A 16407-nucleotide genomic window follows, 5' to 3' on the forward strand; every position below is an offset into this window, starting at 1 on the left:
TAATTTGACCGTGAGGGACAAAATGAAAACCTTTTTCCGTAAAAACCCGATTTTCACCCTGCGCGGCGGGCGCATGACCAAATACAAGGGCCGGGTGGCAAGCTTTGCGCCGATGATTGGTCAGGTATCGACCGTGGCAATTGGGGCGGCCTTGATGCTGGGCGCAGGCGCCACGCTGGCTGGAAGCTGTGTGGATCAGGACGGCGGGGCGTTCATCTGCTCGGGTCCGGCAAATGACATCACCCCTGAGGACACAATCCTGATCGACGAGCCGGTGAGTCCGACCACGATCACCACAGAACCGGGGTTCGGGCATAATGCAACCGGTGATGCCATTCGAATTCGGGATGCGGGTACCGTCACCTTTACCGACGCAAACGGCTCTCAGATCACGGGTGGGGAAGACGGCATTGACACGCTCACCGATGACGGGATTTCGATCACAACCACAGGGCACGTCGCGGGGGGCAATGATGGCATCATTGCCCGGAACGTCAGCACGGGCGCCATGTCGATTGATGTTGTCGATGTGACGGGCGCAACGGGACGCGGCATCTTCGCAAACAACAGCGATGGACGAAATGACAACCCGCCCATAACGGATTTAACCATCACCGCATCGGGAACCGTTCAAGGCGCGACTGATGGGATTGTCGCGAGCCTTGGCGTCGCTTCTGGTGCCTTTTACTTCCCGGCCTCTGGTGACCTGAGCATCAATGTCGTGGATGTGATCGGCTCGGATGGTATTGGCATCCACGCCGTCAACACGGGCACGGATCTGTCCGTCACGTCGATCGGACAGATTGGCGCCGCACAACACGGTGTGCTGGCGATCAATCAGGGGCAAGGCGCAACACATGTTGACGTGGCCCGTGTGACCAGCACCGCCGCGGACGGCGTTCGCGTGATCAACGAAAGCCTGACAACCGACCTGTCCATCACGGCGCCGGGCACAGTGGCGGGTAATCAGAACGGCATCTATGCGATCAATACCGGCACCGGCGCGCTGACCATCGACGTGGCCGATGTCAGCGCCGATAACGGGCGTGGTATTCAGGCGGGAAACTATGGCACGGACCTGTCCATCACCGCAACCGGCACCATTGCGGCAGCACAGGATGGCATTTTTGCTCAGAATGTTGGGACCGGCGCGCTGACCATTGACGTGGCGGATGTGACCAGCACCTCGGGGAAGGGCATCGACGCCTCCAATGGCAGCGCAGGTACCGATCTGTCCATCACATCGACCGGGCACATTCAGGCCGCACAGCACGGCATTCTGGCAATCAATCAGGGAACAGGTGCGCTCAGCATCGATGTGGGCGATGTGACCAGCACAGACGAACACGGTATCAGCGCGGTCAATTCAATCCAGGGCACCGACTTGTCCATCACGGCTTCGGGCGCTGTGACGGTCGATGACGACGGCATTTACGCGTCCAACTCTGGCAGCGGAGCGCTGACCATTGACGTGACCGACGTCAGCTCGGCAAACAGTCTGGGCGTTCAGGCCAGAAACAATGGCACGGACCTGTCCATCACAGCGACCGGCGCAATTCAGGCCGCGCTGGATGGTATTAGTGTCGATCATACCGGGACGGGCGCCGTGAGCATTGACGTCACCGATGTTACCAGCACAGGCGAAGACGGCATCTTCGCATACCTCGACAGTGGGGCGACCGGTCTGACCCTCACGGCATCGGGCAGCATCACTGCATCGGACGATGGCATTTTTGTCGAGAACCTTGGATCAGGCGCGACGACCATCAATGTGGTCGACGTAGCCAGCGCGACCGGGGATGGCATCGTGGCATTCAGCAGCGCTCCGGGCACCGATCTGTCGATCACCTCCACCGGCACCATCGCGACGGTGCAGTCCGGCATCAAGGTCGATAACCGCGGATCAGGGGCGTTGACCATTGATGTAAGCGACGTGATCAGCACGGACGGAAAAGGCATCGAGGCCATCAACAGAAGCACTGGCACCGATTTGACCATCACGGCCTCGGGGACTGTCAGCGCGTCGGACACGGCGATCGAGGCGATCAACGACGGAAGCGGCACGCTGTCCGTCGCGGTCAACACCGTGCACAGCGACGAAGGCTATGGAATCGAAGCGATCAATGACAACGAATTTGACAGCGACCTGCTGATCTCTGCCACAGGTCATGTCAGTGGGTTCAAAGGCATCTTCGCCGATCAGGGCAACAGCGGGGTGCTGAGTATCGATGTCGCCGACGTCACCGCCACAGGGGGCCATGGTATCTTGGCAACCAGCTTCGGCGCGGACATGACCATCACCGCTTCCGGGACGATCACCGCGTTCGAGAACGGGATCGACGCCGAGCAACGGGGGGACGGTGATCTTACCATTGACGTCGCGGATGTGACCGGCGGTTCCGGCGGCGCCTCTGGCTATGGCATTTACGCGACAGGCGATGATGAGACGACGCGCATGACCATCACGTCATCGGGTCACGTCACAGGCACGACCGGGGGTATCACGGCACAAACGAATGGGGGCGACAGCGATATGATCCTTGACGTCGTGGATGTCACCGCGACAGGCGGCAACGGCATACAGGCGGATCATCGCGGCGCGGATCTTTCGATCACGTCTTCGGGCACGGTGACGGGCAGTCAAACCGGAATTGCGGCGTTTCATTCGGGCGACGGGGCTTTGACGATCAATGCGACAAATGCCCTGGGCACGAATGGCCGCGGCATTTTCGCCCAAAGCTACGGAACCGATATTTCGATCACGGCAACCGGGGACATTGCCGGTGAAGATGGGGGGATCGCCGCCCTCAACTATGGAACGGGTGTAACCAGCGTAACCGTATCCGGCAACGTTTCCAGCACCGATGGCCCCGCCATTCAGGCGACATCCCAGACCACCAGTACAATTGAGCTGCTGGATGGTGCGGTTGTTGACCCGGCAAGCGGACAGGCGATTGTGAATGGCAGCGACGCCGGCACGCTCATCTTGCGGGACGGATCGCGCCTGACCGGCAGCGTGGTCATGAACCGTGGCGCCGACACGCTGATCATCGAAGGCGGTGCGGATATTCGTGACGCCACCCTGTTCAATGGCGGGGATGACGCCGATGACGCCCTGGTGTTTTCAGGCTTCACAGGCACGTTCGACAGCGCGGTATTCACGGGCTGGGAAAACCTGACGGCACAGGATGGCAGCAGCCTGACACTGGACAGCACGGACACGGGCGGCCTCGACGCCATCCTGATCGACACCAACGCCAGTATCGTCGCCAGCAATGCAGGCTTCGCTTTGGACGGAGAGCTTCAGGTCAACGCGACCGGCCGCTTTCTGGCCGGGGCGGCTGGGGCGGGGGATGCCTCGTTCGCCCGGACGGTGCTGAACGATGGCCTGATTAGCGCCGCCGATGGGGCAAGCGGTGACCGGCTGTCGTTTGGCGCGGATCTGACCGGCAAGGGCACGATCGGGCTGGACATCAACCTGACCGAGGGCACCAATGACGCGGTCTTCGTGGCGGGCAACACCGCCGGGGCGCGTCAGGGGATCGAGCTGACCAAATCGGGCCGCACCGTCGATGCGGCGCAGACATTCACGCTGGTCACGGTCGCCGGAACCAGCAGCGCGGCGGATTTCCGGTTGGTCAACGCCGATTTCGTCACCAATGGCGGCGTACAGGCGATCAGCGACGGCGAAATCGCCTATCTTCTGGAACATGATGCCGTGGCGGGAACATTCGTTCTGAACCCCTTTGCCAAGGGGGATCTGATCGACAACCCGGGCGGCGCGTTCCTGGCCGCGGGGGCGGAACAGTTCAGCACGCATCTGACCTTTGGCTCGGCCTTGGGCCGGGTGATGGGCGCAACGCCGCGCGACGGCCGCGGCACGCAAACGGTCAGCCGCGCGCTGCACGAATTTTCCACCGCGACCCTGCCACCGGTCTGGGTCCAGGCCACGGGCCAGCGCAGCAGCTATACGGCCGACGACCGCGAGGTCGATACCGATATCGCCGATCTGCGCTTCGGGGCGGCCTTGCCGCTGGCGGATGTGTTCGGCGGGCGACTTGTCGGGGGGCTGGAATTCGGCGTCAGCCGAATCTCGAGCGATGTGGAAACCGCATTGACCCGCGCGGCGATCGATACCGATGCCCATGATGTGACGCTAAGCGCCCTGTGGGTCGCGGACGACTATTTCTATACCGATGTCCAGCTGCGTTATGCCCGCTTCGACAGCCAGGTCACCCCAAGGGGTGGTAAAGCGGTCGATGTGAACGGCGACGGCTATGGTCTGTCGGTCGAGATGGGCAAGCCGTTCGAGTTGCAAAACGGTCTGACGCTTATTCCGCAGGCGCAGATCATGTACAGCGATATCGATATCGACGATGTGGCGGACTTGGGCGGGGGCGGGTTGAACGGATCGGTTTCCGATGGCGATAATCTGACCGGCCGTCTGGGCCTACGGGCGGAAAAGAACCTTTCTGGCGGCTCGGTGCTGTTCGGACAGGTCGACTATTTCCATGCGTTCGACAATACGACGGCGGTCGATTTCGGCGCAGAGACCATTACCACCGCGCGGGACCGAAGCTCTGTCGCGCTGACGTTGGGTGGGCAGATGGCGATTTCGCAGAACACGACGCTGTTCGGGGAAGTCACCGGCGCAACCGGCTTCGGCGGCTCGAACGAGCACAGCTTCGGCGGCAGCGTGGGCTTCCGTATCGAGTTCTAGGATATCGCACACGACGCCGTCCGTAATCCGAGGCACCGGGAAATCCGACCAGCGGGACGACAAGGCGGCGCCTGATGCCGAAATGAAACAGCGCGTCTGACCACGGCGATTGCCGTGAACGGGCACCCAATAACGGGGTGCCCGTTTCGCTTTCGCGTCCCCGGAGCCACGCCCGCTGGCAAGCACGGCGCCTGCCCTTCGCACGTCTGGCCCGACCCGATCTGAAAGCCGCGCAACCTTATACCAAAGTCCACGATCGTGCGCGCACCCGTTGATCGTAGTATTGTATCCGGGAGGAGGTCGTCATGGTGGAATGGAATCACATCGAGGAAATCGCGCAGGTCCTGGATGGTCACGCGACGGGGCGGGACAGTTATGTGGATGCTTCCTGGCGGCGGTGTGTCGAGCTCTACGGGATGGACCCGACGCGCAACGAGCCGGCCCACATCGTCACCGACAGCGAATTCCGCACGCATCGCGAGCAGGCCGAATGGATGATCGGCGCGGCACGGTCGAGCCTGCAAAGCCTGTTTCGTCAGGTGGCGGGCCAGAATTACGTCCTGTTGCTGACGGATGCCAAGGGCGTATGCGTCGACTTCTTCGGTGATGAGCTGTTTGTGGACGATTTGCGCGGTGCGGGGCTTTACCTGGGGTCGAACTGGTCCGAAGATCTTGCCGGAACATGCGGCGTCGGGGCCTGCATTGTCACCGGCGAGCCGGTCACCGTGCATCAGGACGACCATTTCGGAAACGCGCATACTGGGCTGTCCTGCACATCGGCACCAATCTATGACAGTCTGGGGCAGCTTGCCGCGATCCTGGATATCTCGTTGCTGCGCTCGCCGACACCGAAAAGCAGTCAGAACCTTGCAATGTCGCTTGTGACGGCCGCGGCGCGGCGGGTCGAGATGGCGAACCTGATGGCAGCCAGCCGCCGGGAATGGGTTCTGCGGTTTTCATCAAGCCCAGAGTTCCTCGATGTGGACCCGGAAGCGGCCGTATCGCTTGACGGTTCGGGACGGGTGATCGGGGCCACGCGTGCGGCAACCCGGATGCTGTCGCGGGGCAAGAGCCTGATCGGTGAACGGATTGACGGCCTGCTGGGGTTGAGCGTCGATGACTTGCCCGACCTGATGCGCGACCGCCCCACCGAGGAACGGGTCGTGGCGCTGGAGGATGGCGGCGCCGTGTTCGGGCATGCGATCGCGCCACAGGCCCCGCGCAGGACCCAAGCCACGCAAAGCGCGACCACCGTCAGTTCGCGAAGCGGCGTTCTGGCAACCCTGGCGGGCGGCGATCCGACCCTGGTCCGCCTGTTGGCCCAGGCCGAACGGCTGGCACAGACGCAGGTGCCGCTGATGATCTGCGGCGAAAGCGGCAGCGGCAAGACAAAGCTTGCCCGTGCGATTCACATGGCCTCACGGCGCGGTGGCTTCCTTGCGCTGGATTGTGCCGGCACGCGCCCCGGGGATCTGCGCGAAGCGCTGGCCGAGAAATCCGGTCAGGGTACATTGCTGCTGCGCCGTGTCGAAGATTTGCCCGCGGAAACCGCACGGGTTCTGGCGGGCCTGCTGGACGCGTATCCCGACATGCGCCCGATATCGACCACCTGCCATGCGCCGTCCGATCTGATGTCGCATGAAAATATGCCATCGGCCCTGTATTTCCGGCTGTCGGGGTCGGTGCTGGAATTGCCGCCCCTGCGCGAAAGGCAAGATCTGGGCTGGCTGATCGAACGCATGCTGCGGCGACGATGCGGGGGCGAGATGCGCCTGACACCTTCGGCGCGGACCGAGTTGATGGCGCGCGACTGGCCGGGGAACCTGCGCGAACTTGGCAATGTGCTGGATGTTGCCTGTGCGCTGGCGGAAACGATGGTGATTGACCTGCCGGATCTTCCGGCCGCCCCCCGGGCGGGCGCGGAAAAGCTGGATCTGGAGTCGGTTCTGGACGCTTGCAACTGGAACATGGCCCGTGCGGCGCGCCGTCTGGGCGTCAACCGGTCAACCGTTCTGCGCCGCATCCGCAAGGAAGGGTTGCGCGCGCCGGACTGATGTGTTGCGCGGCGTTGCGTATGCAACATGCTGCGGCGCCGCAACCAAAGAGACAGCCGAAAGTTCCAGTTTCCTGTGTCACCAAGGCCGCGCGTTTCGCCACTGTCTGCTCATCACATTGCTGATGAGGAGGAAACGCAATGCTCGACTCGACAGTCACCGCACAGGTGCAACAGACGCTGGACAGTCTGAACGCCGCCTTGGAACAAGGCGACGCCCAGGCCGCAAGCGCGCTGTTTGCCACCGACAGCTATTGGCGCGATCTGGTCGCCGTGACATGGAACCTGAAGACGGTAGAGGGGCCGTTGGGTGTTCAGGACATGCTGTCGGCGCAATTGAAACACACCAAACCGCGCGATTTTGCCATTCAAGAGGGCGAGCTTCCAGCCGAAGATGGCGATGTCATCACCGCATGGATCACCTTCGAGACCGCTGCAGGCCGGGGATGGGGGCTGATGCGCCTGAGGAATGGCCTGATCTGGACGCTGCTCACCGCGTTGCAGGAGCTGAAAGGTTTCGAGGAGAACCGGGGCAAGCGCCGTCCCAAGGGCGTCGAGCATGGCGCTGCCAAGGACCGCAAGTCATGGAAAGAAAAGCGCGAGGCCGAGGCGGCCGACCTGGGTTACGGCACGCAGCCCTATACGGTGATCGTGGGCGGCGGCCAGGGGGGCATCGCCCTTGGCGCGCGGCTGCGCCAGCTTGGGGTGCCGACCATCGTTCTGGACAAGCACGACCGGCCCGGCGACCAGTGGCGCTCGCGCTACAAGTCGCTCTGCCTGCATGATCCGATCTGGTATGACCACCTGCCGTATATCAAATTCCCCGACAACTGGCCGATCTTCACGCCCAAGGACAAGGTGGGTGACTGGCTGGAAATGTACACCAAGGTCATGGAAATCAACTACTGGACCCGGTCCGAGGTCCAGAGCGCGCAGTACGACGAGGACACCGGGACCTGGACCGTCAAGGTGAACCGCGATGGCGAAGAGGTCACGCTGCGGCCGACGCAGCTGGTGCTGGCGACGGGAATGTCGGGCAAGCCGAACATTCCGGAGTTTCCGGGGATGGACAGCTTCAAGGGCACCATCCAGCACAGCTCGCAGCACGAAGGCCCGGATGCCTGGACCGGCAAGAAGGTGGTCGTCGTGGGATCGAACAACTCGGCCCACGATATCTGTGCCGCACTTTGGGAGGCAGATGCCGATGTGACGATGGTGCAGCGCTCGTCCACCCATATCGTGCGCTCGGACACCCTGATGGAGATCGGCCTTGGCGCGCTTTATTCCGAAGAGGCCGTGGCCAACGGCGTGACGACCGAAAAGGCCGATATGATCTTTGCCTCGCTGCCCTATCGGATCATGCACGAGTTTCAGATCCCGCTGTATGATCAGATGCGCGAACGCGACGCCCAGTTCTATGCCGGGCTGGAAAAAGCGGGCTTCGAACTGGATTGGGGCGACGACGGTTCGGGCCTTTTCATGAAATACCTGCGGCGCGGCTCGGGCTATTACATCGACGTGGGCGCCAGCCAGTTGATCATCGACGGCGCCGTGAAACTGGTAAAGGGGCAGGTCGAACGCTTTGACGAGACCGGCGTTGTGCTGACGGATGGCACACATCTGGACGCCGATCTTGTGGTCATGGCGACCGGCTATGGTTCCATGAACGGCTGGGCTGCAGACCTGATCAGCCAAGAGGTGGCAGACAAGGTCGGCAAGGTCTGGGGCCTGGGCTCTGACACCACCAAGGACCCCGGCCCGTGGGAGGGCGAGCAGCGCAACATGTGGAAGCCGACCCAGCAGGAGAACCTGTGGTTCCACGGCGGCAACCTGCACCAGTCGCGGCACTATTCGCTGTACCTTGCGCTGCAACTGAAGGCCCGGATGGAGGGTTTGGGCACGCCCGTCTATGGCCTGCAAGCGGTGCATCACCTGTCGTGACGCCCCCTGGCGGCGCGCCAGACGACGGCGCGCCCATACCCTGGCGGTGTCCTGCCGTCAGGGAAACCCATCACTTGAAAACGGAGAAATCCACATGAAAGCAGCACGTTGGCATGGCGTGAAAGACATTCGCGTTGAGGACATAACCGAGCCGAAACCGGGCAAGGACGAGGTCAAGATCAAGGTCGCATGGACCGGCATCTGCGGCAGCGATCTGCACGAATATCTCGCCGGGCCGATTTTCGTGCCCGTGGACGAGGATCACCCGCTGAGCCATGACAAGGCCCCGATCACGATGGGGCACGAATACTGCGGCACGATCACCGAACTGGGCGAAGACGTCACGGACCTTGCTGTCGGCGATCGTGTTGCCATCGAACCGATCTTCGCCTGCGGTGAATGCCCGGCCTGCCTCGAGGGCAAGTACAACCTTTGCGACTCGCTGGGGTTCGTCGGGCTGTCCGGCGGGCATGGCGGCTTTGCAACGCACAGCGTCGTCCCCGCGCGCATGGTCCACAAGATGCCCGATGGGCTTTCGATGGAACAGGGCGCCTTGGTTGAACCCGCCGCCGTCGCCCTGCACGCTGTCCGGCTGTCCAAGATAAAGGCCGGCGACAAGGCTGCGGTCTTCGGCGCGGGGCCGATCGGGCTGTTGGTGGTGGAATCGCTGCGCGTTGCGGGTGCGTCCGAAATCCATGTTGTCGAACCCTCCGAGGTGCGTCGGCAAAAGGCGCTGGATCTGGGCGCCACCGCGGTGATCGACCCCACCGCAACGGACGCCGTCGCGGCGATCCGCGAGGCGACGGGAGGTGTTCACGTGACCTTCGAGGTGACCGGCGTACCGCAGGTGCTGCCTCAATGCATCGACGCCACCCGCCACGAGGGACAGGTTCTGGTCGTGTCGATCTGGGAAGCCGAGGCCGCATTCCAGCCCAATACGATCGTGCTCAAAGAACGTCAGCTGCAGGGCACCATTGCCTATCGCAATGTCTATCCTGCGGTCATGGCGCTTATGACCCAAGGCTATTTCAGCGCCGACCAACTGGTCACGAAGCGGATCGCCCTGGATGACATCGTGACCGAAGGTTTCGAAGCGCTTGTCGCCGAGAAATCCCACGTGAAAATCCTGGTTCAGGCGCCCGACTGACACCCCAGAAACGGAAACCCGGCCGCCCCGATTGACGAAGGGCGGCCGGAGCCAGCCCCCATAGGAACGCGCAGCTGTTTGATGAGAATTTGCGTGGGCGAGCTTATAGAAATTATTGTGGTGCATCCGGGCATTGACCGTCCCAAGACCCCCTGATGGGGCGCTTTGGGTCAACCATTGCTTCAGAATGCGGTTTTGGCACATGGGTTCTCTGTACAAACGACAACCGTGCACAAGCGGCCTTACTCCAGTCTCGCTGGTCTGACGACACATGAATATGCTAACTGATCAAATGAAGGCCAAAACCTGAACAGAGCGAACCTATAGACGCGGACTCTTAGCGAGCAGGACAGGATCGCCACCCGTTATGATGCGCCACATGACCGTGACCAACGACATACCGCTTCCCCTTCGCAACGCCCGTGTTCACGAGGCGTATGGCCCCGGTGCGATAAGTTTTGCCGCGGTTGCCGCGGCGCGGGCCGGGTCGCTGCTGTGGGTCAGGGAATCGTGGCGGAACGAGATGATCAATCCGGTGGGGCTGTCGGATTTCTTCGACCCGTCGAAGCTGCTGTTGGCCCAGACCAAGGACCAGACCGAAACGCTGGCCGTCGCGGAAGAGGCGCTCAAGGACGGGGCGGTGCCGCTGGTCGTCATCGAGATCAGCCGCCCGCTCGATCTGCGCGAGGGGCGGCGGTTGCAGCTTGCCGCGAAGGCGGGGAAATCGACGGGACTGTGCCTGATCCCCGACGGCATGGGCAGCAACGCAGCGGAAACCCGATGGCACTGTATGCCGGTTTTCGACGCAGGCGACTCGACTCTGATGCGCTGGGAAATTATCAAGAACAAATCAGGAACATTGAGGGCCTGGCATGTTCGATGGGATGCAACGGCGCGTCGTCTCCATGTGGTTCCCCCGGCTGGCGAGCGACCGGGCTCTGCGGGCGCGCCCGGTTGACGGCCCCTTTGCACTGACGCTCAAACAGGCGAATGCAGAACGGCTGCATTGCCTGAATACCGCGGCTGAGCGGCAGGGGCTGCACCGTGGCATGACCCTTGCCGATGCACGGGCTTTTTGCCCCGGTCTGCTCAGCCGTCCGGCCGATCCCGCTGGGAACACGCGGTTCCTGCATGTGCTGCGCCGGTGGGCCACCCGTTATTGCCCCTGGGTCGGGCTGGAGGGCGATGACGGCCTGGTGCTGGACATCACCGGATCGGCGCATCTGTTCGGGGGCGAAGCCGCATTGCTTGCCGACATGCGCCAGCGGCTGGCTCGGGCCGGGCTGACCGTGCGCCTCGGGCTGGGGGATACGCGCGGCGCGGCCTGGGCACTGGCCCATTTCAGAGAAGGGACAGCAGAAGCCGGGGCGCCCCATGCGGCTTTGGCGGGCCTGTCCGTTGCGGCGCTGCGGATCGAAGACGATACCGTAACTGCCCTGCAACGGCTGGGGCTGCGCACAATCGGCGCGCTGGAAAACGCGGCCCGCGCCCCGCTGGCCCGGCGCTTTGGCCCGGACCTGTTGCTGCGGCTGGATCAGGCGCTTGGCCGTCAGCCCGAACAAATCACCCCGCTGGCCGAACCACCCCATTACGGAGTCCGCCTGAGCCTGCCCGAGCCGATCGGCCTGTTTGACGATGTAATGGCGGCCACATCCCGCCTGCTCGACCAGCTTTGCACCAAGTTGAAAGCACAGGAAACCGGCGCGCGGGTGCTCAGCCTGACGCTGCGCCGTGTCGATCAGGAAGCACAAACGGTCGAGTTGCGCCTGGCCAGCCCGATGCGCGATGCCGCACGTATCCTGCCGCTCTTTGCGCGCGGTCTGGGCGAGGTCGATGCGGGCTTCGGCATCGACCAGATACGGTTGGAGGCGGTACAGGTCGAGCCGCTGCCCGTGCATCAGGTCAGCCATGTGTCGTCCGGTCGGGCGGATCAGCTGGACGATCTCATCACCCGGATCGGTACGCGGATCGGGCTGGAAAACGTGCAGCGTTTCCTGCCCGCCGACAGCCATATCCCCGAACGCAGTTTTCTGATCGCGGCGGCGGCCTGGTCCGAGCCGGGCGGGTCCTGGGTGGCCACGCGCCCCCGCCCTGTGTGCCTGTTCCCGCCGGAACCTATCGCCGGAACCGCGGCGCGCCCACCCCGTCACTTTCGTTGGCGGCGTATGTCGCTCAGCACGGCGCGGGCAACGGGGCCGGAACGGATCGCCCCGGAATGGTGGCTGCCCGATGACAACTGGCGCAGCGGGATGCGGGACTACTGGCATGTGGAAACGCGGCAAGGGCGGCGGCTCTGGTTGTTTTACACGCCGCAAAACCCGGGTTGGTTCGTGCAGGGGGAATTCGCATGATCGAAATCCTGCGGGAGGATCGCGCCGTGACCCCACCGGGGGATTTCAGCCCGCGTGGCGGCTATGCCGAACTCTGCGTGACCTCCAATTTCACCTTCCTGACCGGGGCGTCCCACCCCGAGGAGCTGGTCGTCCGGGCGGCAGAGCTTGGCCTGTCCGCCATTGCCATCACGGATCGCAATTCGCTGGCGGGCGTGGTGCGGGCCTATCGGGCGCTGAAGGAACTGCGGCGGGGCATGGAAGACGCCATCCGCATCCGCTCGCAACACCGGGTCGACCAATGCTCACGCCAGGAGGTGGGGCAACCCAGCCCGATCACGCGCCCGGACGCGGTGCATCTGCCCAAGCTGATCGTGGGCTGTCGGCTTGTGCTGCGGGACAGTACGGTGGATTGGATCGCCCTGCCGCGCGACAGGGCCGCCTATCAGCGGCTGACGCGACTTCTGACCCTTGGCAAGCGGCGGGCGGAAAAGGGGGCGTGCCATCTCGACCGGGCAGACCTGTTGAACGGGTGCGGCGGCATGATCCTGATCGCGTTGCCGCAAGGGGGGCTGGACGATGCCCTGCCGGACATCCAAAAGATGCAGCGCCGCTTTCCCGGCCATGTCTTTCTGGGGGCCGCGCCGCGTTATGACGGATCGGATTGCGCCTGGCTGGATCAATGCGCGCATCTGGCGCTTAGGGCGTCTGCGCCGATGGTCGCCATCGGCGATGTGCTGATGCACCGCGCCAGCCGTCGCCAACTGGCCGATGTGCTGACCTGCATGCGCGAGCACATCACCATTGATCAGATCGGCACCCGCGCCCTGCCCAATGGCGAACGCCGCCTGAAAGGCCACGCCGATATGCTGCGGCTTTTTCGCGATCACCCCGCCGCCTTGCGCCGCACGCTGGAGATCACCGCACGCTGCAGCTTTGATCTGAGCGAGCTCAGCTACGAGTACCCCGATGAGATTTCCCAGGGCGAAACCCCGCAGGCGCGGCTAGAGCGGTTGACGCGGGATGGGTTGAAGCGGCGCTATCCGACAGGGGCGCCGCAGCGGGTTCATGACCTGATGGACAAGGAGTTGAAACTGGTCGCCGAACTGGGCTTTCCGGCCTATTTCCTGACCGTTTACGACATTGTCCAATTCGCCCGCTCAAAAGGCATCCTGTGTCAGGGGCGCGGCTCGGCGGCCAATTCGATCCTGTGTTACCTGCTGGGCATCACCGATGTCTCGCCCGATCAGATCGCCATGGTGTTCGAACGGTTCATCTCCAAACACCGGGGCGAGCCGCCCGATATCGACGTGGATTTCGAACATGAACGCCGCGAAGAGGTGATCCAGTGGATTTACGAGAAATACGGCCGCCACCGCGCGGGCCTGTGCGCGACCGTGATCCATTTCCGATCCCGCGCGGCGATCCGCGAGGTGGGCAAGGTCATGGGCCTGTCACAGGATGTGACAGCGGGCCTGTCGGGGCAGATCTGGGGCCATTCCAATGGTGGGGCAGACCCCGACCGGATCAGGGAGCTGGGCCTTGACCCCACCGACCGGCGCCTGGCGCAGACCATCCGGCTGATCGGCCAGATCATCGGCTTTCCACGCCACCTGTCCCAGCATGTGGGCGGTTTCGTCATCACCAAGGGGCGGCTGGACGAGCTGGCCCCGATCGAAAACGCGGCGATGGAGGATCGTACCCTCATCGAATGGGACAAGGACGACATCGACACGCTTGGTATCCTCAAGGTCGATGTGCTGGGGCTGGGGATGCTCAGCTGCATCCGCAAGGCGTTCGAGCTGATGCACGAGCATGAAGGCCAGACGCTGACCATTGATACCGTTCCGCAAGAGGATGGCGCGACCTATGACATGCTCTGCCTGGCCGACGCGGTTGGGGTGTTTCAGGTGGAAAGCCGGGCACAGATGAATTTCCTGCCACGAATGAAGCCGCGCACCTTCTACGATCTGGTGATCGAGGTCGCCATCGTCCGCCCCGGCCCAATCCAGGGCGGCATGGTGCAACCCTATATCAAGCGGCGGCAGGGGGTGGAAAAGATCGAGCCCTTCGGCCCCGCGCTGGAAGCCGTGACGCGCCGCACCCTTGGCGTGCCGCTGTTTCAGGAACAGGCGATGCAGATCGCCGTGGTTGGCGCGGGCTATAGCGCGGAAGAGGCGGACCACCTGCGCCGGTCCCTTGCTTCCTTCCGGCGCATGGGCACGATTGGCGAGCACCGCGAAAAGTTCATCGCCGGAATGCTGACCAACGGGTACAGCCACGAAGTCGCCGAGCGCTGTTTCGGCCAGATCGAGGGGTTTGCCGATTACGGTTTCCCCGAAAGCCACGCGGCGGCATTCGCCATGCTTGCCTATGTCTCGGCCTGGCTGAAATGCCATTACCCGGCGGTCTTTGCCTGCGCGTTGCTGAATTCCCAGCCCATGGGGTTCTATGCCCCCGCTCAGATCGTGCGCGACGCCCGCGAACACCAGGTCGAGGTCCGCCCGATCTGCGTCAATGCCAGCCATTGGGACAACACGCTGGAACGTCGCGGCGACGGGGCGCTGGCGCTGCGGCTGGGGTTCCGGCAGATCAAGGGCTTCAAGGAAGAGGATGCCGGCTGGATCGTGGCCGCCCGGGGCAATGGTTACCCTGACCCGGAATCCGTCTGGCTGCGTGCCGGGGTGGCGCCGGCTGTGCTGGAACGTCTGGCCAAGGCCGATGCCTTTACCGATATGGGCCTGACCCGGCGCGATGCGCTTTGGCAGGTACGCGCGATCCGTGGCCAGGCGCCGCTGCCCCTGTTCAATGATCCGATTGACGGGGAAAGCATCAATGAGCCGCCAGTCGCCCTGCCCACGATGCATCTGGGTGAAGAAGTGGTCGAGGATTACGTCTCCATGCGCCTGACCCTGCGCGCCCACCCGATGGAATTGCTGCGTCCGACCATTCCCGGCCTGATCCCCCATGACAAACTTCCCAAGATCCCGCTTGGCCGGGTCAGTGTCTGCGGCCTCGTCATCACCCGCCAGCGCCCGGGCACCGCGTCAGGGGTGATTTTCCTGACGCTGGAGGATGAAACGGGCGTGTCCAACGTGGTGGTCTGGCCCAAGATCTATGAGCGGTTCCGCCGGATCGTCATGGGCGGGCGGCTTTTGCGCGTGACCGGCCACCTGCAACGCGAAGGCATCGTCGTGCACCTGATCGCCCAGCAGATCGAGGACCTTTCCCCCCGGCTCTCCGATCTCGGCCACCCAATGGACAGCGCCATCGGCCAAACCACCCCCAAAACAGACACCGCCCCACGCCCCCTGCCCGCCCCGCGCGCCATGCATCCACGGGATCAGGCCAAACGGCTGTTCCCAAGCCGCGATTTTCATTAGGTTCAGGGTTCATAACCAATAGATGACGAGAGCAGCGAGAGCGATTGCTGAGAGGAACACCTTGGAGCATCGGTCGTATCTGGTCGCCAGGCGCCGCCAATCCTTGAGCCTGCCGAACATGATCTCGATCCGGTTTCGCCATTTGTAGCGGCGCTTGTCGTATTTAACCGGCGTCTTGCGTTGCTTTCGTCCAGGGATACAGGCGCGTATCCCCTTGTCCTGCAATGCTTCTCGGAACCAGTCGGCGTCGTAGCCGCGATCCCCGAGCAGCCATTTGACGTTTGGCAGGCGACTGAGCAACGCCCGCGCGCCGATGTAGTCGCTCACCTGTCCTGCGGTGACGAACAAGTCGATTGGGCGTCCCTGGCTGTCACAGACGGCATGCAGTTTGGTGTTCATTCCGCCCTTGGTCCGACCGATCAGGCGGCCACGCCCCCCTTTTTCACGGCCATGCTGGTCGCTGTTCGGTGGGCCTTGAGATATGTCTCGTCAATCATCACGGTATTCTCTTCAGCATGCTCCGCAGCCAGGCCGACCATCATCCGGGCGAAGATGCCTTTCTCGCTCCAACGCCCCCACCGGCTGTAGAGCGTTTTGTGGGGGCCATAGGCTGCGGGAGCATCGCGCCACCTTAAGCCATTGCGGTTGATGAAAATAATTCCGCTCAAAACCCGCCTGTCGTCAACACGGGGCTTGCCATGGGACTTCGGAAAGAAGGGTTACAGACGCGCCATCTGCGCGTCGGTCAGCCAGAAAAGATCGCTCATGTTACCGCTCCGTTTTGGAGCCCTGAATCACGCCGCGCGGCGGAAATCAATGCATCCTGACCCTAG

Annotated in this window: 7 protein-coding genes and 1 pseudogene; 7 read left to right on the forward strand and 1 reads right to left on the reverse strand. The window is 63.1% G+C overall.

Going from position 1 to position 16407, the window contains the following annotated elements:
• Window positions 1-22 precede the first annotated feature (22 nt).
• The 7 genes from CLM60_RS19275 (at window position 23) to CLM60_RS19305 (ending at window position 15574) form a co-directional block, all read left to right on the forward strand.
• Complete coding sequence (locus tag CLM60_RS19275) at window positions 23-4720, forward strand: beta strand repeat-containing protein (RefSeq protein ID WP_095590686.1); 4698 nt, start codon at window positions 23-25, stop codon at window positions 4718-4720.
• Between the two features lie 305 nt (window positions 4721-5025).
• Window positions 5026-6774, forward strand: a complete 1749-nt coding sequence (locus tag CLM60_RS19280) for a sigma-54-dependent Fis family transcriptional regulator (protein ID WP_095590687.1) — start codon at window positions 5026-5028, stop codon at window positions 6772-6774.
• Between the two features lie 140 nt (window positions 6775-6914).
• Window positions 6915-8714: an NAD(P)/FAD-dependent oxidoreductase gene (locus CLM60_RS19285; protein WP_095590688.1), complete on the forward strand. Its 1800-nt coding sequence runs from the start codon at window positions 6915-6917 to the stop codon at window positions 8712-8714.
• Between the two features lie 94 nt (window positions 8715-8808).
• The gene (locus CLM60_RS19290; protein WP_095590689.1) at window positions 8809-9861 is read left to right on the forward strand and encodes a 2,3-butanediol dehydrogenase; all 1053 of its coding nucleotides are present in this window, start codon (window positions 8809-8811) and stop codon (window positions 9859-9861) included.
• A 379-nt stretch (window positions 9862-10240) separates the two neighbouring features.
• Window positions 10241-10819, forward strand: a complete 579-nt coding sequence (locus tag CLM60_RS19295; RefSeq protein ID WP_095590798.1) for an ImuA family protein — start codon at window positions 10241-10243, stop codon at window positions 10817-10819.
• Window positions 10734-12212 (forward strand): Y-family DNA polymerase, encoded by a 1479-nt coding sequence (locus CLM60_RS19300; RefSeq protein ID WP_095590690.1) that lies wholly within the window; start codon window positions 10734-10736, stop codon window positions 12210-12212. The genes CLM60_RS19295 and CLM60_RS19300 overlap by 86 nt, the downstream gene beginning before the upstream one ends.
• A complete protein-coding gene (locus CLM60_RS19305) occupies window positions 12209-15574 on the forward strand; it encodes an error-prone DNA polymerase (RefSeq protein ID WP_095590691.1) in 3366 nt (1121 codons plus the stop codon). The genes CLM60_RS19300 and CLM60_RS19305 overlap by 4 nt, the downstream gene beginning before the upstream one ends.
• A gap of 9 nt (window positions 15575-15583) precedes the next feature.
• On the opposite strand, the pseudogene CLM60_RS19310 reads toward CLM60_RS19305, so the two are convergent.
• Window positions 15584-16341 (reverse strand): annotated as a pseudogene (locus CLM60_RS19310) (IS5 family transposase).
• Window positions 16342-16407: the final 66 nt, after the last annotated feature.

Origin of the sequence: Actibacterium ureilyticum, assembly GCF_002285435.1 — a bacterium.
In the GTDB taxonomy this organism is placed as follows: Bacteria; Pseudomonadota; Alphaproteobacteria; order Rhodobacterales; family Rhodobacteraceae; genus Actibacterium_C; species Actibacterium_C ureilyticum.